Source organism: Cecembia rubra (assembly GCF_003014575.1).
Lineage (GTDB): Bacteria > Bacteroidota > Bacteroidia > Cytophagales > Cyclobacteriaceae > Cecembia_A > Cecembia_A rubra.
In genome coordinates this window covers 64,388-87,577 of the sequence record NZ_PYGF01000003.1, presented here as the reverse complement: position 1 = coordinate 87,577, position 23,190 = coordinate 64,388, and the positions used below count along the sequence as shown (strand labels likewise).

The following is a 23,190-nucleotide window of genomic DNA, read 5'->3' as shown; positions in this document are numbered from 1 at the left end:
ATGGCTAAACAGACATCTATTGAGCAAGATGGTACGATCATAGAAGCATTGTCCAATGCAATGTTTAAAGTGGAACTGGAAAATGGACACCAACTGATTGCCCATATTTCCGGTAAAATGAGAATGAATTACATCAAGATCCTTCCGGGAGACAAAGTTAAATTGGAGCTCTCACCGTACGATCTGACTAAAGGTAGAATCGTTTACAGATATAAATAAAATGTCATGAAAGTAAAGGCATCAATCAAGAAGAGAAGTGCTGACTGTAAGGTGATCAGAAGAAAAGGAAAACTTTACGTCATCAATAAGAAAAATCCTAAGTTTAAACAAAGACAAGGTTAATCATTATGGCAAGAATTGCAGGTGTTGACATACCAGACAACAAACGTGGTGAAATAGGCCTTACCTATATTTTCGGTATCGGTAGAAGCTCTGCAAGAGCTATCCTAAACAAGGCAAATATTTCCGTTGACAAAAAGGTGGGCGAGTGGAATGACGATGAGTCCACAGCAATCCGTAACATCATCGCTGCTGAATTCAGAACTGAAGGTGCATTGAAGTCTGAAATTCAGTTGAACATCAAAAGATTGATGGATATAGGTTGTTACAGAGGTTTGAGACATAGAAAAGGTCTTCCTGTTAGAGGTCAAAAAACCAAAAACAACGCTAGAACTAGAAAAGGTAAGAGAAAAACTGTTGCTAACAAGAAGAAAGCGACTAAATAAATCTTGAATTAGATTATGGCTCAGAAAAGAAACGATAAAGCTAAAGGTAAAAAAAGAGTTGTGAAAGTAGAAGCTGTAGGCCAAGCCCACATTAAAGCTTCTTTCAATAACATCATCATCTCTATTACCAATAATTCTGGTCAAGTGATATCTTGGGCTTCTGCCGGTAAAATGGGATTCAGAGGCTCTAAGAAAAACACGCCGTATGCTGCTCAAATGGCTGCCCAAAACTGTGGCCAGGTAGCTTATGACCTAGGGTTGAGAAAAATTGAGGTTTTTGTAAAAGGACCGGGTGCTGGTCGAGAATCAGCCATCAGGACTTTACAAAATGTTGGTTTGGATGTTACTACGATCATCGATGTGACGCCACTTCCGCATAATGGATGTCGTCCTCCAAAACGTAGAAGGGTTTAATTACTAAAGAAAATACAGCATGGCAAGATATACAGGTCCAAAGGCAAAAATCGCCAGAAGATTCGGTGAGCCTATCGAAGGATATAGCAAAGCGCTCCAAAAGAAAAACTACCCTCCAGGTCAGCATGGTAGAGGTAGAAGAAAAAAGCAGTCTGAATATGCTATTCAGTTAGCTGAAAAGCAAAAAGCGAAGTACATCTATGGTGTATTGGAAAGACAGTTCGCCAAAATGTTTGATATTGCTTCAAGAAAACAAGGTATTACCGGTGAAAATTTGCTTCAGCTTCTGGAGTCAAGACTGGATAATACTGTTTACAGATTGGGTATTGCTCCTACAAGAAGAGGTGCTAGACAACTGGTTTCCCATAAGCATATCCTAGTAAATGGTGAAGTGGTCAACATCCCTTCTTTCAGCTTGAAGCCTGGTGATGTGATCAGCGTAAGAGAGCGTTCCAAGTCCTTGGAAGCTATCACCAGCAGCTTGGCAGGCAAATCCAATCGTTATCCTTGGTTAGAGTGGGATAACGCCTCTTTAGCAGGTAAGTTTGTATCAGTTCCTACAAGAGAAGATATTCCTGAGAATATCAAGGAGCAACTGATTGTCGAACTTTACTCTAAATAATAAACTTTCTGACTTAAATAGAACTATTGATATGTCCATATTAGCATTTCAAATGCCCGAGAAAGTGGTGATGGAAAAAGCCGATGACTTCCACGGTTTGTTCACCTTCAAGCCACTTGAAAAGGGCTATGGGGTTACTATAGGTAATGCCTTGAGGAGAATTTTGTTATCCTCTCTTGAAGGTTATGCCATCACTTCCGTGAAGCTTCCAGGAGTGGTTCATGAATTTTCCACCATCGAGGGTGTTGTTGAAGATGTGACTGATATCATTTTGAATCTGAAACAAGTGAGATTCAAAAAAGTGCATGATTCCATCGACGGAAAAATCACTGTAGAAGTTAAAAATCAGTCCGTTTTCACTGCTGGAGATATCGCCAAGTTCACCTCTTCCTTTGAGGTTTTGAATCCTGAGTTGGTTATTTGCCACTTAGATGATACAAAGAGTTTTGAAATCGAATTGACAGTTGAAAAGGGTAGAGGTTATCTTCCTGCTGAGGAATCAAAGCCGAAAGAGCAGGTGTTTGGTGTAATTCCAATTGATGCCATCTTTACTCCGATCAAAAATGTCAAGTACAGCGTGGAAAATACAAGGGTTGAGCAAAAAACCGACTTTGAAAAACTCATCATTGAGGTGACCACAGACGGTTCCATTCACCCTGAGAAGGCACTTCAGGAATCAGCAAAAATCCTGATCCAGCACTTCATGTTGTTTTCTGACCAGACTATGGTATTGGATACTGGAGGACCTTCCGAGCCAGAACCAATTGACGAGGAGTACCTGCACATGAGAAAGCTTTTGAAAACTCCTCTAGGAGATCTTGATCTTTCTGTGCGTGCTTTCAACTGTTTGAAAGCTGCTGATGTAAAGACTTTGGGAGATCTTGCAAAACTTGAGATTTCTGATATGATGAAATTTAGAAATTTTGGCAAGAAATCTTTGGCTGAGCTTGAGCAGCTGATCCAAGAAAAAGGTCTGACCTTCGGAATGGATTTGTCTAAGTATAAACTTGATGAAGAATAATAAAAATGAGACACGGTAAGAAATTCAACCACCTTGGCAGGACAGCCAGTCACAGGAAGGCCATGCTTTCCAATATGGCTAACTCCCTGATTCTTCACAAGCGTATTTCTACAACGCTTGCCAAGGCTAAGGAGCTTAAAAAATATGTAGAGCCTCTGATTACCAGAGCTAAAGAAGATACTACTCACAATAGAAGGGTAGCTTTCTCTTACCTTAAAAACAAAGAAGGTATCAAAGCTTTGTTCGGTGAAGTGATCGAAAAAGTAGGTAGCAGAGCCGGTGGATATACAAGAATTATCAAAACAGGATTCCGTCTTGGTGATAATGCTGAAATGTGTATCATCGAGTTGGTAGATTTCAATGAGTTGATGCTGAAAGATGCTAAACCAGCTAAGAAAACTACCAGAAGAAGCAGAAGAGGTACAGGTAAAGCTACTGATGCACCTGCTGCTGAGGCTTCAAAAACTGAAGGTAACACTGAAGAAAAATCTGCTGAATAATTCATGCGGGATACTTCAAAATATAAGGGGATTGGACTTTGGTTCAATCCCTTTTTTTATATCCTTTTGATTTTACCACAAGTAAAACTCTAAAATTCCTTAACTTTGGCGAGTCCATTTAATCATCATGAATAAACAGAAAGCAACCCTACTTCTTGCTGACGGTACAATCTTTAGGGGCACACTTATTGGCAGCCCGGGTACCAATGGCGGTGAGATATGTTTCAATACCGGTATGACTGGCTATCAGGAAATTTACACAGATCCATCTTATACCGGACAAATTGTAGTGACCACTACCTCACATATTGGTAATTATGGGGTAATTGATTCTGAAGTGGAATCTGATCATCCTACAATTGCAGGTATAGTGGTCAATAGTTTCTCAGAAGTTTATAGCAGACTTGACGCAAGTGGTTCCCTTCAGGATTACTTGGTCAAATATGGTATTACTGGAATTGCAGATATTGATACCCGTAAATTGGTAAGACACCTCCGGTCAAAAGGTGCAATGAATGCTATTATCAGCTCTGAATTTGAAGAAGACCTTGCAGGATTAAAAGCTCAGTTGAACCTTGTGCCTGACATGAACGGGCTTGAATTGTCTTCCCAGGTTTGTACCAAAGAACCATTCTTCTATGGAGAGGAAAATGCTCCTTTTAAAGTCGCTTGTTTAGATTTTGGTATCAAATTGAATATCCTAAGAAATCTCGCTGAAAGAGGGGTTTATTGTAAGGTCTTCCCTGCTAAAACTACATTGTCAGAAATGGAAGCCTGGAACCCTGATGGCTATTTCCTTTCCAATGGACCTGGAGATCCTGCAGTAATGGATTATGCTGTTAAGACAACCAAAGAAATTTTGGATCTCAACAAACCTGTTTTCGGAATCTGCCTAGGTCATCAGATCTTAGCAGAATCCTGTGGTATTTCCACTTATAAAATGCACCATGGACACAGAGGACTGAATCACCCCATCAAGAATTTACTTACCGGCAAAAGTGAAATTACTTCCCAAAATCACGGATTTGTGGTAAAAAGAGAGGATGTAGAAAAAAGCAACTTGGTTGAAATTACTCATGTTCATCTCAATGACAATACAATAGCTGGTATCCGCCTGAAACAAAAACCTGCATTTTCAGTACAATATCACCCTGAGTCCTCTCCAGGTCCTCATGATTCGAGGTATTTATTTGATGATTTTATATCTTTAATGCGAAAAAATTAAAACTCTTAAACCTTTAACATTATGACTTTGATTCAATCTATTCATGCAAGACAGATTTTAGATTCCCGTGGTAATCCCACCATTGAGGTGGATGTGTTTACTGAAACAGGGGCATTTGGAAGAGCTGCCGTGCCTAGCGGTGCCTCTACCGGCATTAATGAAGCGGTAGAACTCCGTGATGGAGACAAATCTAAATACCTCGGAAAAGGAGTATTAAAAGCTGTTTCCAACGTGAATGATGTGATTGCGCCTGAATTAGTAGGCTTGAGTATTTTTGAACAAAATCTGATCGATCAGATCATGATTGACCTCGATGGTACACCGAATAAAAGTAAACTGGGAGCTAACGCAATCCTTGGTGTTTCTTTGGCGGTAGCCAAGGCAGCAGCAATGGAGGCAGGTCAGCCATTGTATAGGTACATTGGGGGTGTCAATGCAAATACTCTTCCTGTACCTATGATGAATATCATCAATGGTGGTTCCCACTCAGATGCTCCTATTGCATTTCAGGAATTTATGGTAAGACCGGTGGGTGCTGCTAACTTTTCCGAGGCTATCCAAATGGGATGTGAGATTTTTCACCATTTGAAAAAAATTCTTCATGATAAAGGATTGAGCACTGCTGTAGGCGATGAAGGTGGATTCGCTCCAAATTTCTCCGGTGGAACTGAAGAGGCTTTGGCTTGCATTTTGGATGCTATAGCAAAGGCAGGCTACAAAGCAGGTGATGATGTCACCATCGCTTTGGACTGTGCGGCTTCTGAGTTCTTCAAGGATGAAAAATATGATTATACCAAATTCGAAGGACCTAACGGAAAAATCAGAAGTAGAGAAGAGCAGGTAGCATACCTTGCTGAACTTACTGAAAAATATCCTATCGATTCAATTGAAGATGGCTGCGCGGAAGAAGATTGGGCTGGATGGGCTATGCTTACCGCTAAAATCGGTGATAAAGTACAGTTGGTTGGCGATGACCTTTTTGTTACCAACGTTAAATTCCTTAAAAGAGGAATTGAGGAAAAATCCGCCAATTCCATTTTGATCAAAGTCAATCAGATCGGAACCTTGACGGAAACATTAAACGCTATAGCCATGGCCCATAAAGCTGGATTTACAGCTGTAATGTCTCACAGATCAGGTGAAACCGAAGATTCAACTATCGCGGACTTGGCAGTTGCCACCAATTGTGGTCAGATCAAAACCGGTTCTGCTTCCAGATCTGATAGGATGGCCAAATACAACCAATTGTTGAGAATCGAAGAGCAGCTGGGAGATTCTGCTGTTTTTCCACATAAAAAATAAGGAGGCTTTAAATACCAACACTTGTTATTAAGTGTATAATTGACCGCTGGGAATCTGAGTTCTCAGCGGTTTTTTTATACCTGGTCTGCTATTGGGACCAATTTTGTGCCCAAAGGAAATTTAAAAAAAGATTCTTTCGATGGATTGTTTTACCATTGATGGGAATTTGATGGGATAAAATTTGAAGTTTAATTATTTTAACGACAGAACTAAATCAACAAATTATGAGAAATATTTGGATGTTTTTGATCCTTATGATGCTAGGGGGCAGGTTGCATGCCCAGGAAGAACCACTATGGTTGCGTTATCCTGCTATTTCCCCGGATGGCAAAGAAATTGTATTCAGTTACAAAGGAGATCTGTTTAAAGTGGATGCCAAAGGTGGAACAGCTAATCCCCTTACCTTGCATGAAGCACATGATTTTATGCCTGTTTGGAGTCCTGATGGGAAGCAAATTGCTTTTGCTAGTGACCGGTTTGGCAATTTTGATGTATTCATAATTCCTTCTGAGGGAGGGGAAGCAAAGCGATTGACTTTTTACTCCGGTAATGATTTTCCATGGGACTTTACTCCTGATGGGAGTGAGGTGATCTTCAGTTCACCAAGAAATGACCTTCAAAGCTCTGTAAGGTTTCCAAACAAGGGACTCTTTGGTAAACTTTATAAAGTCCCTGTTGGGGGAGGAAGGTCTGTTTTGATGTCTACTGCCGGCTTTCAAAATGCCAGTTTTGATTCGAAAGGGGAGCGGATCATTTTTCAGGATAGAAAGGGTTATGAAGATGAATGGAGGAAAAGACATACTTCTTCAGTGACAAGAGATATTTGGGTCTTTGATTTAAATAACCAAAAATATACCCAGATCAGTGACTTTGAAGGGGAAGACAGAGAACCTCTTTTTTCAGCTGATGGCAATTCTGCTTTCTATTTAAGTGAAAAGAATGGATCTCAAAATATCTTCAAAAGAGATCTTCGTAATGGTACCGAGATCCAATTGACCCACTTCAAAGATCACCCTGTAAGGCATTTGAGCAGCAGTAAACAGGATTTGCTCTCATTTACATGGAACGGAGAAATCTATACTTTGGAGCCGGGGGGGCAACCAGTGAAGGTTCCTGTTAAAATATTTGCTGACTTTAGGGGATATGATCAAAAAATAGTTTCTGTCAACGGCGGAGCTACTGAAATGGCACTTTCACCAAATGGTAAAGAGATTGCTTTTGTGTTTAGAGGAGAAGTTTTTGTGACCTCTGTTGATAATAATCTGACCAAAAGAGTAACCAATACACCAGCTCAGGAGAGGATGCTAAGTTGGGGAGCAGATGGGCGTACACTTTATTATTCAAGTGAGCGAGGCGAAAGTTGGGATATTTTTAAGGCAAGTATTGTCAGAAATGATGAGCCTTATTTCTATGTGGCAACCTTGATCAAGGAAGAAGCGGTGATTGCTACCGAAAAGGATGAATTTCAGCCACTTGTTTCTCCTGATGGTAAGGAGATTGCTTATTTGGAAGAACGAAATATCCTTAAGGTATTTAACATTGCCAATAAAACTTCCAGAACCATTATTCCAGCTGGAGAGAATTTCTCCTACAGTGACGGAGACCAGGATTTTACCTGGAGTCCCGACAGCAAGTGGATTGTTGCTAAAAATTCGCTTGGACTTTATGGAGCAAGTCATATGGTCCTATATGATGCTGCAGGAGGTAAAGAAGGTGTTAATTTGACCAATTCCGGTTTTTCGGACGGCAGAGGACAGTTTGCCTTGAAAGGGAAAGCGCTTATTTGGGCCAATGACCGTGATGGAAAGAAACCTTTAGCACTTCAAGGTGCTAGGGAATTAGATATTTACGCTTTGTTTTTTGACAAGGCAGCGTTTGACAGGTTCAAGCTGAGCAAAGCGGAATTTGATCTTCTGAAAGAACAGGAAGAAAAAGATAAGGATAAAAAGAAAGAAGATGGTCCGCTTGTACTTGACCTAAGTGGTATTGAGAATAGGAAATTAAGATTGACTACAGGTTCAGTCAATCTGTCTTCTTTTGATATGTCCCCGGATGGCGATAAGCTGTATTTCATGGCAAGTTTTGAAGACCGCTATGATGTGTGGGCATTGGATACCCGTACCAAAGAATTGAAGTCTTTGGCAAAAACCAATTCGGGACCAGGTACTATTAAATTGGACAAAGACGGCAAAAATTTATTTGTCCTGGCAAATGGTAGACTTTCCAAGGTTGAGACAGGTAATGGCAAAGTAAGTAACATTGGAATCAGTGAAGAAATGGTTTTGGATGCCACTTCAGAACGTGAATATATCTTCCATCATGCATGGAGACAGGTGAAGAAGAAGTTTTATGATCCTACACTTCATGGAATTGATTGGGATATGTACAGAGCTACCTATGCCCGCTTCCTTCCCCATATCAACAATAATTATGATTTTCAGGAGTTATTGAGCGAGATATTGGGGGAATTGAATGGTTCCCATACAGGAGGCAGGTACTCTCACAGAGCTGATAATGGTGACCAAACCGCCTCACTAGGCTTATTCTTTGATGAAAGCTCAAAAGAGAATGGTCTTAAAATCACAGAGGTTATCACTGGAGGTCCTTTGGATAGAGCTGACAGCAAAATAAAGTCAGGTCATATCATTGAAAAAATTGATGGTGTGGAAATCGGACTGAATTTAGATTGGAACATGCTTCTCAATAGGAAAGCCGATAAAATTGTTCTCTTAAGCATGTATGACCCAATTTCCAAAGTAAGATGGGAAGAAACAGTCAAACCTATTTCCCAAGCTGTTGAAAATTCACTTCTGTATAAGAGATGGACTGACAGCATGCGTGCCATGGTGGACAAGTTAAGCAATGGAAGGATTGGTTATGTCCATGTACAGGGTATGAATGATAACAGTTTCAGAACAGTTTATGATGAGGTTTTGGGAAAAAATGCAGACAAGGAAGCATTGATTGTGGACACCAGATTCAATGGCGGAGGATGGCTGCATGAGGATCTTTCCAACTTCCTTGATGGTAAACCTTACGCGACCTTCAGACCTTATGGTTTTATTACCAGAGGTGGCGAGCCTAGGGACAAATGGGCCAAGCCGAGCGTGGTTTTGATGAGTGAGAGCAATTACTCTGATGCCCATGCCTTCCCATATGCTTATCGTGCTAAAGGAATCGGTAAACTCATCGGTATGCCAGTCCCCGGTACCAGTACTGCTGTATGGTGGGAAACACAGATTGATCCAACCATCGTTTTCGGTATTCCGATGATTGCCTTCTATGGGGTGGCTGAGGACAGGCCATTGGAAAATCTCCAACTTGAGCCAGATATCAAAGTAGCTACGCCATTTGAGGAAATTCTATTTGGTAAGGATGCCCAGATTGAGGCAGCAGTAAAGGAATTGTTGGGTCAGATTAAATGATATTCCTTTCTATTGGATATAAACCTTAATGACAACAAATTTGATCGAGGTGAAGGTGAAATACAATGGAGACAAAGGTTGTATTAGGATTGAGGTTTTCTGCGGCTATTGCATGTTATATTGCTAAAAGACCTTCCAAATAGCGTGCGATTAATATTTGACTTAATGTTCTCAGATAGTTCAGACTGATTTTTACATCAGACTTTGAATACAAACAAGGCCGCCTTTTGGGCGGCCTTGTTTTGTTTTTTTAAATTACTACGCTTAAATAGGGTAGACTATTACATTCAGTTCGATTTGGGAGTATTCGACATTGTTATCATTGGGGCTGGTCCGGCCGGCTCGACGGCAGCCTGGCATTTGGCGGGTAAGGGATTCAAGATTGCCCTTTTGGATAAAAAAAGTTTTCCTAGGGACAAGATTTGTGGAGATGCCTTGAGCGGGAACACCATTTTTGAGCTTAAGAAACTGGAAGAAAAAGGACTGGATCTTTCTTTTTTTGAGGCAACTGAAAAAGCCTATCCCGTTGACGGGTTGAGTTTCTTTTCTCCCAAAGGCCATCGTTTGAACCTTTTTCTTTCAGATGAACAAAAATTCACGGAAGGAAATTTGAAATATCCGGGTTATGTCAGTAAAAGAATAGATTTTGACAACTTTTTGCTTGCTCCTTTAAGAAAGTCCGAAAATGTCTTTGTTTTTGAAAATTGTGAGGTAAAGCAAATGGATTTTCTAAAGGAAAAAGTGGAAATCATTTGCGCTGACAGGAAAATTGAGGCCAAATTGGTGTTAGGCGCTGATGGGGCCAATTCCATTTTGGCTAGAAAACTTTGGAGAGATAAAATTAACAGGAAACACTTTTCCGCTGGGCTTAGGCAATACTACAGGAATGTTAAGTTTGAGGGGGATATACCATTGATTGAACTTCATTTTTTGCCGGACATCCTTCCGGGGTATTTTTGGATTTTTCCAATGGCCGACAACCTGGCCAATGTTGGCATCGGGATGCTGTCTTCTGAAATTGAAAAACGGTCCATTAACCTGAAAGAGGTAATGGAGGATATTATCGAGCGGCATCCCAGGCTTTCATCAAGATTTGATCAGGCCGAAGCGCTTGAATTGCCCAAAGGTTTTGGTTTGCCCTTAGGATCAAGAAAAAGTAAGGTAAGTGGGGATAGGTTTTTATTGTTAGGTGATGCGGCCTCCTTGATTGACCCTTTTACTGGAGAAGGTATAGGCTTTGCCATGACAAGCGGAAGATTGGCAGCCAAATTTATCCTTTCCAAATGGGGGCATCATGATTTTCGCAACAATCAGGATTACGATGAAATGTTGTGGAAGAAGATCGGAGGGGAGATGCTTATAGCGTATAGGATTCAGCGATTGCTCCGTTTTCCTTGGTTATTTGATTGGGTGGTGAAAAAGGCCAACTCCAGCCCAACCATTTGGAACTTACTCAACCGTATGGTATGGCGTCCAGCTGAAAGAAGAAAGCTTTCCAATCCCTTATTTTATTTTAAAGTTTTCAGGAAAAGCTAATGAAGTTAGTTTTTGTGACCTTGGTAGTAAAATCAGTAGCATTTAAAAGGGACATTGTACCAAGTACCAAGTTCCAAGCGCCAAGTGATTATCTCAGCCTCGCCTTAAACAATACCTCGTAATCCCTTTCCATTTCATTTCTATTTGGGGAGATCCAAAGGTTACCTTCCTTGTCTACAAATTCTATTCTGGCAAGATTATTGGGGATTTCTACAGGAATAAGATTTCCATCTTCTGATACAACCGCCCATTGAGACTGATTTTTCTCGCTGATCAAATTAAAGATTTCCTGAAAATCACTGATGCCATTTGTGATCCTTTCATATTCCTCATCTGAAAGTCCTGAGCTGCAGTTGACCAATAATTGACCATCCACCCATATAAGTTGGTTGATTGCCCCATAAGCAAATTCTCTGGTGTCAAAACTGATCATGTTTTGATTTACTGATTTGGGATCCTTTCCTTTGATCAATTGGAAGTTGTCTATCTGCAATTGGATTTCCTTTGAAGGTTTATTCAGATTTTCCCAATTGTAGAAAAATATCCTAGGCTCATTTTTAAAGGCAATGTACAGACCTTCTTTGTTGGTTCGTAGTACAGGGACGGTATTGGTGACAGGGAAAATTTCAGAGACTTTAAACCTTGAATTATCAGGGAAAGGAATGATTCCTGAATATTTCCTACTGTTCAGATCAATTGCCTCAAACTTGGTGCCTACAGTAGATTCATAAAAACCAGAACCTTCAGTGTTTCTGCCAGCCATTAAGGCAATGGCAAAATTTGGATCTCTAAACTGAAAAACATCAGCATTTAAAATGATGAAATTCATGATAGGATCGAAATCAGGTTTGAATTGTTGCTTTAAATTGCCCTTAAAATCGAAGAGGAATAAGCCTTTGGTTCCCAAAAGCGCAATTTCAGTATCATTTCTGAATTGTGGTCTACCCATCAAGTTCGGTCCAATGCTTTCTGGTTGATCCCCTGATTTATTGAGAATTTCTATGATTTTGCCTTCCTTCTCAATAAGTATTATGTCTGATTTCTGAAGATCCAGGGCCAAAAATTTCTGGCCATCCGGACTGATATGGGACCAGGATAACATTCCAAGGTAATCCACTACTAAAGAATCCAGTATTTCAATTTGATAACTTTCAATCTCATTTTCAGATAAACCTTTATTTCCATTGCCAGAACAGGCCATAGTCATAAGAATTATCAGGGCTCCTATGAGAAGGAGTATGTAATTTTTTTGGTTGTCCAAAACCAATTTTCCAGAACTTTTCATAGAATCAAAAATTTTAAAGAAATGAGCTTTACAAACCCAAAGATTTAAATTGAAATTATCGGATTAATTAATACTCTTGGTCATTTCATTTACCTTTTCACAAAATCAAACCAGTATGCCGCATATTGCTTATTTTCCTTCAATTCAATAGAAAGGAGAAGACTGTCTTCGCTCATTCCGATCACCTCAAAAGTCTTGACTTCAAAAACGGTTCCAATGGATTTTAATACCCTAGTCCTGCCGAAAATCCTACTGTCTTTCTCAAAAAATTCTAAATCTGAATCCAAAGTCAATTTGACTGTGCCTGTAGAAAACTTATTTTGGGCTCCAAACCGGTTTCTATTGGTGACCAAACTCTTCATGCTTCTTAATGAGTGCTCACTGATTTTGGACTTTAATTTTTCATGATCAATTTTAAGATCCGGATGTCTGTAGAAAACTGCTTGGTAACTGAACAATCTCCCAAACATACCTGCATCATCAGGAATCTTGCTTGTAATAAGGACATGGGAAGCCCCTCTGACAGAAGCTTCTTCCATAAGTTTTTTCCTGGCCCTATTGTTCAGGTCATTCATGGCTGAAAACACAGTCACTCCACGGGCTTTGGAATAGGCATCTCCTATCTCAATCAAGCCTTCTGTTTCAGAATAATCATACAAAAGACGGATGTCAGATGCTTTGGTAAAGCCTTTTATCTCTATCCGACCAATAAACTGACCAAAAGTATCATGAATTGGTCCTAGGCTCGATAGGATGATTAAAAGGGGTAAGGTCTTAAAAATTGTTTTCATTAAAAATTAGTTTTCCATGAAACTAATATATTCTTGGTTGAAAAACAAAATGTTCGACCCAAAATAAAAAATTTAGTTGGATCGGATTACCAATTTAATGAAATCAAAAAACCTTTGGATTTTAATTTCGCTCAAGTTGGCTCCTTACAATAGCATCCTGATTAATCCTTCTTTGGAGATTGCCAGCGTAATTTCTGCCCTCTTTAAATCCATATTCTGTAAATGACTTTCCTGCCCAATACCTGGCCTCTTCCAGTTCCCCCAACACTTCATAGGCAAGGGCCAAATTGTAAGCCAATCTTCCTCCTTCTTTGGTGCTATGAGGTAGGCTTAAGCCCTGCTGCCAAGTTTCCAGCGCATCCTCCCATCGCCCAACCTGAGCTAACCTAGAGCCCTTTGCAAGGGAAAAATTTGACCTTGGTTTTTCATACATGCTTCTGGTAATGGTAATAGGCATAGGGGCTATCCTTCTGGCATAGCTAGCTCCTGCCATTCTTCCAACAAACTGCGTCGCCCTTACCTTGTCAATCAACATGGCAGCCGCCTGGAGCCTTGTTTCGGCTTCTGCGGACCAAAGATTGGTCTTGTCATAATTGATCTGGTCAAAAATATTTTTGGATTGTGGGTCATAAAATCTGAATCCAGCACTTACTGACGCCAACCCTTCCATGTATACCCCCATCACTTCAATTTGTCTGGCCTCTTTGCCAGTTCCAACAGTCTTTTTGATCATCTGCCTTTTATCTGTCACAATAAAGTCAGAAGAAAACTTTTCCAGGACCAAGATTGCGTCAACTTGGTATTGATCACAAAGACCTTCTACTTGCTGCCAGGTCAAGGGTGTAGGGAAAGTTTGGGCAAAAAGTCCACCCACTAACCTTTCTCTAGCTCTAATCACCTCAAATCTTGGTGACTGGTTAAGTTCCTGCTGTATAGTGGTCAAGGTGGCCTCTGCAGCATTTTTAACTTCAAATGGAGCCTCTCCAGTTAAGATGCCTTGGATAACGGACACGGTTTCATTTTGAGGGGCTGTCCTGTCTACCAACAATATCCGCTGTACATATGAAGGTACTGTAATATCAGCAGGCGCCATTCTGTTCATGGTCACTGTCCTTGTACAGGAAAAAAGCAAGGATGCCAATAATAAAATGAAAAAGGAAAAGTTTACTTGTTTCATATTCAGCATAAATAACCTTTGTCTTGATGCTATTTTTTGTGTAAAGGTTGCAAGAAATCAGGGAATTGAAAAATTTTTTACTTTGAGGTCATGAATGCCTCATTTCCATAATAAAAAATGTTTTTGGAAACCAAAAATGACTTGGGCATTGTCTGCCCAAGTCCATGATATCAATATTTTGATCTACCCGATTAGGTTTCCCTCATTATCCCATTCAGCAACTTTTCCCCTCTCTTCTGGTTTGAGGTAAAGTGCCATGTATTTTTCAGGGTATTCAAAGCCATGTTGTTTCAACACCTCGTCAGGCACGCCATTCCATACATTGGGAGTATTGCCCTTATAGCCAAGATATTTGAAACCCATTTCAGTAGTGAAATAGCCTGTGGAGGTTAAGTTTCTAAGGGTATTGAAAAAACGTACCTGACCAATTAGCTCTGGCGAGGCTTTATCGGGCCAGGCGATCAGATCTATGACTTCCAGCCTTTCTTTCTCCGATAATTCGAGAAAAACTTTCCCATAGTTGTCTATGCTATAATTGTCCAGCCACATGAGTCCACCCCGTACGGGAGTTTGAAAACTTGGATTCTCTTTCATCATAAACTCAATAAATTCAGGAACGCCAGCTTCTGTTGCACTTCCTGATTCATGGTCTGCAGGTAGGATGATATCAACCAAAACATCCAGCTTTTTTCTTTCCTCCTCGGTAAAAAAAGTCTCAGATAGCAATTTATGGTCTCTAGCTATTTCTTCTGGTATCCTTCCTCCAGGTGTTCCCCCTGCAATTTTTGGAGAAAAGTCCGCTTCTTTATCCTTAGGGTTGCAATGTGTCAACAGTAATCCGGATGCCAGCGATCCGGTGAAAAGGAGTTTTAGGTTTTCTCTTCTGTTCATGGCTCCGGTATTAAATATTTTTCTTTTTTAATTCATCTACAATGTATTCTGATGTCCTCCAGGCCAAGGCCAAAATGGTCCAGGTTGGGTTTTTGTCTGCTTGGGAAACAAAAGGCCCTGCATCCACTACAAAAAGGTTTTTGCAGTCATGGGCTTGGCAGTTGCTGTTCAGGACAGAGGTAGCTGGATTATTGCCCATTCTGGTAGTGCCTACCTCATGGATAATCCTGCCCGGAGCTGCTAAGCCGTACATAGTTTCAGGTCCCGGTTTTTTGCCAAGCAAAACAGCTCCAGCTTCTGTGAGAATCTCTTCAAATGTGTCCTGCATGTGTTTCGCCTGTTTAATTTCCTGATCTGTCCACTTGTAATGAAATTTCAGGACAGGAATGCCATATTTGTCTACCACATTGTTGTCAATCTCGCAATAGTTGCTGTATTGGGGAATGCTTTCGCCCCTTCCTGACATGCCCAGGGTAGATCCGTATAATTTTCGGATATCCTTTTTCAAACCTTCTCCATATCCGCCATTGGGAGAAGGATTTCCAAACTCGTCTTTGATGTATTTTCTCATGGTATCCATAGAGGAACCAAAACCATAAGAAGGCATGGACATTCCGCCCCAATATTCAATATGATAGCCTCTTGCAAAGTCTAGTTTTTTGTTCTCCAACCACCAAGGTGTATACACATGCATGCCGCCTACACCGTCTTCATTGTATCTTGGTCGGTCTATCAATTCCGGTAAAATACCCATCCTGTCTGCTCCTGTAGAGTCATGTAAGTATCTTCCCACCATTCCGCTGCTGTTGCCCACTCCATTAGGATGGGATTTAGATTTGGAATTCAGCATGATACGGGCTGATTCACAGGCAGAGGCCCCCAAAACGACTACCCTCCCCTTAACCTTGTATTCTTTCATATCCACCTTGCTGATATAGGAAATACCAGTGGCTTTTCCCGTTTCATTGGTGGTAACTGTTCTGACCATGGCATGCGTGTAAAGGTCGACTTTTCCTTTAGCCATGGCTGGTTTGATCAGAACTGTTCCTGATGAAAAATCGGCATATGCCTGGCAAGCTCTGTTGCATTGGCTGCAGAAAAAGCATACGCCTCGCTCATTGTTAACAGACCTAGTGAGAATGGAAAGTCTGGATGGTATGATTGGGATATTTACTTTTTTTGCCCCCTTCATAAAATAAAGCTCGTGTAGCCTTGGCTTAGGAGGAGGCAGGAAGAACCCGTCCGGTTCATTGTAAATACCTTCTTTTGATCCAAAGACCCCTATGAGCTTGTCTACTTTGTCATAGTAAGGCTTGATATCGTCATATCCTATCGGCCAATCATCTCCTAATCCATCAATAGATTTCCTTTTGAAGTCATTGGGGCCAAATCTAAGGGAAATCCTTCCCCAGTGGTTGGTCCTTCCTCCAAGCATCCTTGACCTGAACCAGTCAAAGGATGTTCCTTCTGATCTAGTATAAGGTTCACCCTCTATATCCCATCCACCGATGGCCTGATCAAAATCCCCAAAGGGCCTGATTCGGGTTCCTGCTCCTCTTCTTGGAGATTCCCAAGGTGGCCTCAATTGGGTCCTATCTTCCTCTTTGGCAGGATCAAAGTCACCGCCAGCTTCCAATACAGCGACTGAAAGTCCTGCTTCTGAAAGAATTTTGGAGGCCATTCCACCTCCTGCGCCGGATCCCACTATGATCACATCATATGCCTCTCCGGAGGATTTGATTTCAAAACTCATGTTTTACAAAATTTTCGACTTTCGTATTACAATTTTGTAAAAAAATCATTGAATTCAAACAGTAGAAAAAAAATAGATGATTTAAAGCCAATCCATGCAGCATGAAAGGCAGAAAAAGTCAAGTTATTATAGTGTATATTAAACTTTTTGAGTTGCTTTTTCCATCAGATTAATTTTACTAAATGTTCCCAGACTGTAGTGAAGACAATACGGTGTCCTTCCTCAGTGGGATGAATACCATCCGGTAAATTTAGGTCCGGATTACCTGCCACACCCTCTAGCAGAAAAGGAATCAGTGGGACATTTTCCTCTTTGGAGATGTCAGGGTACATTTGCTCAAATTCATTGATGTATTCAGGTCCCATGTTAGGTGGAATCTGCATTCCTGCCAATAGAATGATGGTTTCAGGATATTTATTCTTTACCTTTTGGATAATGGCTTTGAGGTTGCTTTTGGTTTCGCTAAGGCTTATCCCCCTCAGGCCGTCATTTGCTCCAAGTTCCAGGACAAAAATGGCAGGTTCTTCTTCCAGGAACCAATCCAACCTGGTGAGTCCGCTTGCAGAAGTATCTCCGCTAAGCCCCCCATTGATGACTTTATAATTTAAATCCAGGCTGTCGATGGTGTGCTGTACCAATCCGGGAAAAGCATCTTCTGCATCAATGCCATAGCCGGCGGTCAGGCTGTTGCCGTAAAAAAGAATCAATTTTTTTGGACCTTCATCAACAGTCTCTTGGACTGCAGTTACTTCAGCGGATTTTTCTTCTTTGGGTGATGAGCATGAAAAAATGGCCGTGGCCAGTATCACAAGGATCGAAATTTTTCTAATCATGGTTTGTGCTATTGTGAATGGAGTTTGCATTGCTGATGGAAACCTTTTTTACGGTTTCTTCTCAAATTTACAATTTTCGTAGCAAAAGAGACAAAGCTCGTCCTTTCCTGTTATCTTTATTTCCAACGGAATAAACCTTTTATCCGTTTCAAATTGTTATTTCCAAAAATCAGAATATTACATCATTTCATGAGCATTTTAAGTGTAAAAAAAGTTTCCAAGACCTATCAGAGTGGAAGCAGAAAACTCACTGTATTGGACAGTGTCAACTTTGATATTGAAGCAGGAGAAAGCCTTGCAATTGTAGGGCCTTCAGGCAGTGGTAAAACTACCCTGCTGGGACTCTGTGCTGGTTTGGATTCTGCTACGGAAGGGTCTGTTATATTAAATGGCAATGCTTTTGAAAAACTCTCTGAGGACCAAAGGGCAGCTGTCAGGAATAAGTATGTGGGTTTTATTTTTCAAAATTTCCAGCTCTTGCCCACCTTGACCGCCTTGGAAAATGTCATGGTACCACTTGAACTTAAGAAACGAAAAGATGCCAGGGAAAAGGCTTCCGCTCTTTTGGAAAAAGTTGGTTTGGGTGACAGGTTGACCCATTATCCAACACAACTTTCAGGAGGGGAGCAGCAGAGGGTTTCTATAGCAAGGGCATTTGCCAATGAGCCCAAAATTCTTTTTGCCGATGAACCAACTGGAAATCTGGATACAGAAACTGGGGAAATGATTGAGGACTTGATTTTTGAGCTGAATAAGGAGCAGGGTACTACTTTGGTGTTGGTCACACATGATCCTGAACTGGCCAAAAGGACCAAAAGAATCATCCAGATCCGCGGAGGAAGAATACAGGAGGATACCCATGTTTGATTTTTCCTGGATAGTCAAAATGGCCTTCAGGGATTTCAGGAAGAATTTCTCAAGGCTGCTGCTTTTTACTTCATCCATGGTGGTGGGGATTGCAGCATTGGTGGCGATAAGTTCATTTGGAGAAAACCTTAAAAAGGGTATTGATCAGCAATCCAAGGAGTTGGTGGGCGCAGATCTGGTGCTCAGCAAAAGTAGTCCAATGGGTGCCCAAGGCCCGGATACTTTAGCTTTACAGGTAGCCAATGAGGTCAATTTTGCCAGTATGGTGGTATTCCCGGCCACAGGTGAAAGCCGGTTGACCCAGGTTAGGGCATTGGAAGGGGAGTTTCCTTACTACGGGAAACTGGAAACCAAACCGGTGGAGGCAGAGGCTACTTTTCGAGCAGGGGGAAGAAAGGCATTGGTCGAAAAACTCCTGATGGCACAGTTCAATGCTCAGGTAGGGGACAGTATAAAAGTGGGCAATCTCACTTTCATGATCGAAGGGGAACTCCAAAAAGTCCCTGGGCAAAGTGGAATCACTGCTACTGTAGCGCCTGCGGTCTATATTCCCATGGCATATTTGGAGGAGACGGGATTGGTGCAGTACGGCAGCAGACTTCGGTATCAGCGCTATTACCTTTTCGAGGAAGGGGTGGATGTAGATGCCTTAGTAAAGCAAAATGAGGCTAGTTGGGAGGATCAAAAGATCGATGCGGATACTATGGAGGACCGCAAGCGACAGACGGGGCGGTCCTTTGAAAACCTGTCCAATTTCCTGAGTTTGGTAGCCTTTATTGCCCTGCTTTTGGGTAGTGTAGGTGTAGCCAGTGCCGTGAATGTATTTGTCAAGGAAAAATTGCCTTCTGTGGCAGTTTTAAGGTGTCTGGGCGTATCTGCTGGGACAGCTATTGCTATCTATTTGTTTCAAATTCTCATCATGGGATTAATGGGCGCCTTGTTTGGGGCATTTTTGGGTTCAATTTTGCAGTTTGTCCTGCCAGTGGTTTTTGCCGATTTTCTTCCTTTAGATGTGACTGTTCAGGTTTCATGGAAGAGTGTTGCCTTTGGTATACTGACAGGGATTTTGGTTGCCTTGCTTTTTGCACTATTACCATTATTGAAAATCAGGAAAGTTTCACCCATGGCTACTTTGAGGCCAGAGGAAGGAGATACCAGCATTAAGAAGGATGTTTGGAGATGGGGGGTAATTGGAGGGATTGTCCTTTTTGTATTTGCTTTTAGTTTTTATTTGCTCAAAGGCTGGAAAGAAGCCTTAGGCTTTACGGGATTCGTTATCTTGGCCTTTCTCGCCTTATGGTCAGTGGCATTGGGTATCATGTGGCTTATAAAAAGGTCACTTCCTGTCAGTTTGCGGTATACAATAAGACAATCACTTGCCAACTTGTACCGGCCTAACAATCAGACCGTTTCTTTGATTGCTACCATTGGCTTGGGCACAGCAATGATCAGTACTTTGTTTTTTGTACAAAATCAATTATTGGATGAGGCCAAGTTTGCAGACAAAGAGGATCAGCCCAATATGTTACTTTTTGATATTCAGAGCCATCAAATCGAGGCAGTTGCTGAAAAAATCAAATCCAATGGGCTTCCTATTTTGCAGCAAGTCCCTATAGTGACCATGGGTTTGGAATCAATCAATGGACTCACCAAAAAAACCAATGATACTTTGCCAGAGGATCAAAGAAAATCCCGTGGACTTTATAACAGGGAGTTCAGGGTAACTTATCGCGATACTTTGATCAGTTCGGAGCGCCTTGTCAGAGGGGAATTGAAACAAGTTAAGCAATCAGGTGATTCCGTTTTTGTTTCAGTGGATCAGGGCTATGCCATGAGGACAGGAATCAAATTGGGAGATGAGATTATTTTCAATGTTCAGGGTAGGCCCATCAAAACCTATGTGGGTAGTCTCAGGGATGTAAAATTTAATCAGGTTTCAACCAACTTTCTGGTTCTTTTTCCGGAAAATGTGCTGAATAACGCTCCTAAATTCCATGTGTTGATCACCAAAACCAAAAACGACAGACAGGCAGCAGATGTACAGGCAGAAGTAGTTCGGGAATATCCCAATATTTCGGTGATCAATTTGGGGACAATTGTAGAAACACTCGAAGAGATTCTTGGAAAAATCAGTTTTGTGATTCAATTTATGGCCTTTTTCAGCATTGTGACTGGTATTTTGGTGTTGATTTCTTCCTTGATTATCAGTAAATACCAAAGGATGCGAGAGAGTATATTGTTGAGAACTATAGGGGCGAGTAGCGGAACAGTCAGCAAAATCAATACATTGGAGTATTTCTTTTTGGGTTCCCTGGCTTCATTGAGCGGTATTTTGCTTTCATTCTTAGCAACTTTTTTATTGAGCCGATTTGTCTTTGAGTTGCCTTTTAGAGGAGCTTATGAGGAGGCTTTGATGATTTATTTGTCTATTACGTTATTGACAGTAATACTTGGCTGGCTCAATGGGAGGAAAATCATTAAAATGGCTCCGATGGAAATATTGAGAGGGAATTAAGCATGTTCATAAAAAGAAAGCTAATCATTCTTCTGATATAGTTAGATTCTTGAAAAAACTATTATCTTCGTATATCATCATTGAAATAAAATATGCGTATAAGATTTCGGTTTTTGTTAATTGTTGTTTTTTCAGTATTGTTTTGTATTCAGGTGCAGGCACAAAGTAAAATTGTACCGGTTCATGCGGGTGTTTATTATTCTGGTCTTAAAGGGCAAGTAGCGATTGGGACCGATATTGAGCAGAAGTACTTTGGGGAGTTGAGGTTTGGTGCCAATGATATGCTGGACAGTCCATTTGGGATTGAGGCTTTATTCCACAGAAACCTGGTACGTGAGGAGTGGTTCAATTTTCACATGGGTTTCATGGTGGGAGCTTACTTCGAAAGTGATGATTTTAGGGTAGGTATTCCTTTAGGTTTTACCATCAAGCCCTTTGAAAACCACAGGCAGCTTGCCTTTTTGATGGAGGCCACCCCCAATGTATTTGTGGAATCCTATTTCAACCTGAGAGCAAATTTGGGTTTACGATACACCTTCCGCTAAGCTAAAAGCAAAGGTTGAATTTTGTTTGGTCCGCTTTTTCCTGAATTGGGATTAGCGGTTTTTTTATTACCTGTGAAATCAGTATTTTAAGCCTAATAACCACCTGTCTCCTATGAAGAAATCCTTGATCTTGCTGTTTTTGGGCCTGATGGCCTTTCCTTTTGTTGCCTTTTCCCAGATTATGCCTGCTCCAGATAGAAAAGAAGGAGAGGGACCTTTTAATAAACTGATCATACGGGGGGTGACCTTAATTGATGGTACTGGTGCGCCTCCCATTGGGCCTGTGGATATTGTGGTAGAGAAAAACAAGATTACAGAAGTACGGGTGGTGGGTTATCCAGGATTACCGATCAAGGAAGATAGAAGGCCCCAAGCCGGAGCTAATGATAAAGTGATGGACCTGGAAGGGCATTACCTGTTACCTGGGTTTATTGATATGCACGGGCATATTGGTGGTACCGGACAGGGAACACCAGCTGAATATGTTTTCAAACTCTGGATGTCACATGGAATAACCACGGTCAGGGATCCTGCTGCAGGTAATGGATTGGACTGGGTCTTGGACCAGAAAAGAAAATCTTCGACCAATGCTATCACGGCGCCAAGGTTATTGGCTTATACTGTTTTTGGACAGGGGGCTTTCAGACCAATTTCCAATGCAGAGGAAGCTATAGCTTGGGTCAATGACAACAAAAGAAAAGGTGGAGATGGTATCAAGTTTTTTGGGGCCAAACCGGAGGTGATGCAGGCAGCGCTGGAGGAGAATAAGAGGATTGGGCTTAGATCTGCTATGCATCACGCCCAAATGGATGTGGCAAGATGGAATGTGCTACATTCGGCAAGAGCAGGCCTGACCACCATGGAGCACTGGTATGGTCTTCCAGAGGCTTTGTTTGAAGACAGAACCATACAAGATTACCGTTTGGATTACAATTATCAAAATGAACAGCATCGCTTTGCTGAAGCAGGAAAGCTGTGGAGACAGGCTGCGCCTCCCTATTCAGACCATTGGAATAAAGTGATGCAGGAGTTGTTGGATCTTGATTTTACCATTGTACCAACTTTCAATATATATGAAGCCAATAGGGATCTGATGAGGGCCCGTAGAGCAGAGTGGCATGATGAATATACCTTGCCTTCTTTGTGGAGATTTTACAGCCCTAACAGAGAATCCCATGGGTCCTATTGGTTTGATTGGACGACAGAGGAGGAAATTCAATGGAAGGAGAATTACCGTTTGTGGATGACCTTTATAAATGAATACAAAAATAGGGGAGGAAGGGTAGTCACTGGATCAGATTCCGGATTCATTTATCAATTGTTTGGATTTGCTTACATCAGGGAAATGGAATTGCTTAGAGAAGCTGGATTTCACCCATTAGAGGTGATCAGGGCTTCGACCTTGAAGGCAGCAGAGGCCATTGGTAGGGATAAGGAAATCGGTTCAGTAGAAGTGGGGAAGCTGGCTGATTTTGTGATTTTGGAAGAAAACCCGCTTCAGAACCTAAAGGTATTGTATGGAACAGGGGCTATCAGGATAAATGATGGCAACGAACCGGTAAGGGTCGGTGGCGTAAAATTTACCGTGAAAGATGGAATTATTTATGATGCCAAACAACTCTTGGAAGATGTACGTACAATTGTAAACCAGCACAAGGCCAGGGAAGCATCCAGGAAGTTGAAGCAACCCGGATTGGATTGGTAGTAAGAAAATAGGAAAAATAGTGGGTTGCTTAATTTGAAACCAGGGTTTCTAGGTTCGG

21 protein-coding genes are annotated in these 23,190 nt (G+C 41.3%); 15 read left to right on the top strand and 6 right to left on the bottom strand.

Going from position 1 to position 23,190, the window contains the following annotated elements; genetic code table 11:
• From infA to CLV48_RS07220, 11 genes are all read left to right on the top strand, one after another.
• Positions 1–219: a translation initiation factor IF-1 gene (gene infA, locus CLV48_RS07270; RefSeq protein ID WP_009183359.1), complete on the top strand. Its 219-nt coding sequence runs from the start codon at positions 1–3 to the stop codon at positions 217–219.
• 6 nt (positions 220–225) lie between these two features.
• A complete protein-coding gene (gene ykgO, locus CLV48_RS07265) occupies positions 226–342 on the top strand; it encodes a type B 50S ribosomal protein L36 (protein ID WP_009053196.1) in 117 nt (38 codons plus the stop codon).
• A 5-nt stretch (positions 343–347) separates the two neighbouring features.
• Complete coding sequence (rpsM, locus tag CLV48_RS07260; protein ID WP_106566622.1) at positions 348–725, top strand: 30S ribosomal protein S13; 378 nt, start codon at positions 348–350, stop codon at positions 723–725.
• Between the two features lie 15 nt (positions 726–740).
• Positions 741–1,139, top strand: a complete 399-nt coding sequence (rpsK, locus tag CLV48_RS07255) for a 30S ribosomal protein S11 (RefSeq protein WP_009034192.1) — start codon at positions 741–743, stop codon at positions 1,137–1,139.
• Between the two features lie 19 nt (positions 1,140–1,158).
• Positions 1,159–1,761 carry a 30S ribosomal protein S4 gene (rpsD, locus tag CLV48_RS07250; RefSeq protein WP_106566621.1) on the top strand — a complete coding sequence of 201 codons (603 nt, stop codon included), beginning with the start codon at positions 1,159–1,161 and terminating at the stop codon, positions 1,759–1,761.
• Positions 1,762–1,792: 31 nt separating this feature from the next.
• Positions 1,793–2,782: a DNA-directed RNA polymerase subunit alpha gene (locus tag CLV48_RS07245; RefSeq protein ID WP_106566620.1), complete on the top strand. Its 990-nt coding sequence runs from the start codon at positions 1,793–1,795 to the stop codon at positions 2,780–2,782.
• 5 nt (positions 2,783–2,787) lie between these two features.
• The gene (gene rplQ / locus CLV48_RS07240) at positions 2,788–3,282 is read left to right on the top strand and encodes a 50S ribosomal protein L17 (protein ID WP_106566619.1); all 495 of its coding nucleotides are present in this window, start codon (positions 2,788–2,790) and stop codon (positions 3,280–3,282) included.
• A gap of 127 nt (positions 3,283–3,409) precedes the next feature.
• Positions 3,410–4,507, top strand: a complete 1,098-nt coding sequence (carA, locus tag CLV48_RS07235) for a glutamine-hydrolyzing carbamoyl-phosphate synthase small subunit (RefSeq protein ID WP_106566618.1) — start codon at positions 3,410–3,412, stop codon at positions 4,505–4,507.
• A 21-nt stretch (positions 4,508–4,528) separates the two neighbouring features.
• Positions 4,529–5,809 carry a phosphopyruvate hydratase gene (gene eno / locus CLV48_RS07230; RefSeq protein ID WP_106566617.1) on the top strand — a complete coding sequence of 427 codons (1,281 nt, stop codon included), beginning with the start codon at positions 4,529–4,531 and terminating at the stop codon, positions 5,807–5,809.
• A 224-nt stretch (positions 5,810–6,033) separates the two neighbouring features.
• Positions 6,034–9,234 (top strand): S41 family peptidase, encoded by a 3,201-nt coding sequence (locus CLV48_RS07225; RefSeq protein ID WP_106566616.1) that lies wholly within the window; start codon positions 6,034–6,036, stop codon positions 9,232–9,234.
• A 204-nt stretch (positions 9,235–9,438) separates the two neighbouring features.
• Positions 9,439–10,770 (top strand): geranylgeranyl reductase family protein, encoded by a 1,332-nt coding sequence (locus tag CLV48_RS07220; protein WP_106566615.1) that lies wholly within the window; start codon positions 9,439–9,441, stop codon positions 10,768–10,770.
• Positions 10,771–10,858: 88 nt separating this feature from the next.
• Here CLV48_RS07220 and CLV48_RS07215 read toward each other — a convergent pair whose 3' ends face one another.
• From CLV48_RS07215 to CLV48_RS07190, 6 genes are all read right to left on the bottom strand, one after another.
• Complete coding sequence (locus CLV48_RS07215; RefSeq protein ID WP_211299916.1) at positions 10,859–12,055, bottom strand: hypothetical protein; 1,197 nt, start codon at positions 12,053–12,055, stop codon at positions 10,859–10,861.
• A gap of 89 nt (positions 12,056–12,144) precedes the next feature.
• Positions 12,145–12,846, bottom strand: a complete 702-nt coding sequence (locus tag CLV48_RS07210; RefSeq protein ID WP_106566614.1) for a hypothetical protein — start codon at positions 12,844–12,846, stop codon at positions 12,145–12,147.
• Between the two features lie 121 nt (positions 12,847–12,967).
• Positions 12,968–14,023 (bottom strand): DUF6340 family protein, encoded by a 1,056-nt coding sequence (locus CLV48_RS07205; protein WP_106566877.1) that lies wholly within the window; start codon positions 14,021–14,023, stop codon positions 12,968–12,970.
• A gap of 183 nt (positions 14,024–14,206) precedes the next feature.
• Positions 14,207–14,914, bottom strand: a complete 708-nt coding sequence (locus tag CLV48_RS07200; protein WP_106566613.1) for a gluconate 2-dehydrogenase subunit 3 family protein — start codon at positions 14,912–14,914, stop codon at positions 14,207–14,209.
• 10 nt (positions 14,915–14,924) lie between these two features.
• A complete protein-coding gene (locus CLV48_RS07195) occupies positions 14,925–16,667 on the bottom strand; it encodes a GMC family oxidoreductase (protein WP_106566612.1) in 1,743 nt (580 codons plus the stop codon).
• 164 nt (positions 16,668–16,831) lie between these two features.
• A complete protein-coding gene (locus CLV48_RS07190) occupies positions 16,832–17,500 on the bottom strand; it encodes an arylesterase (RefSeq protein WP_106566876.1) in 669 nt (222 codons plus the stop codon).
• A gap of 189 nt (positions 17,501–17,689) precedes the next feature.
• Here CLV48_RS07190 and CLV48_RS07185 point away from each other — a divergent pair, with 189 nt between their 5' ends.
• The 4 genes from CLV48_RS07185 to CLV48_RS07170 all read left to right on the top strand — a co-directional run bounded on the left by CLV48_RS07185 (position 17,690) and on the right by CLV48_RS07170 (position 23,132).
• The gene (locus tag CLV48_RS07185) at positions 17,690–18,367 is read left to right on the top strand and encodes an ABC transporter ATP-binding protein (protein WP_106566611.1); all 678 of its coding nucleotides are present in this window, start codon (positions 17,690–17,692) and stop codon (positions 18,365–18,367) included.
• Positions 18,360–20,882: an ABC transporter permease gene (locus CLV48_RS07180; RefSeq protein WP_106566875.1), complete on the top strand. Its 2,523-nt coding sequence runs from the start codon at positions 18,360–18,362 to the stop codon at positions 20,880–20,882. The genes CLV48_RS07185 and CLV48_RS07180 overlap by 8 nt, the downstream gene beginning before the upstream one ends.
• 92 nt (positions 20,883–20,974) lie before the next feature.
• Positions 20,975–21,427, top strand: coding sequence for a hypothetical protein (locus tag CLV48_RS07175; protein ID WP_106566610.1), 453 nt, complete (start codon positions 20,975–20,977; stop codon positions 21,425–21,427).
• A gap of 112 nt (positions 21,428–21,539) precedes the next feature.
• Positions 21,540–23,132 carry an amidohydrolase family protein gene (locus tag CLV48_RS07170; RefSeq protein WP_106566609.1) on the top strand — a complete coding sequence of 531 codons (1,593 nt, stop codon included), beginning with the start codon at positions 21,540–21,542 and terminating at the stop codon, positions 23,130–23,132.
• The last annotated feature ends 58 nt before the right edge of the window (positions 23,133–23,190 follow it).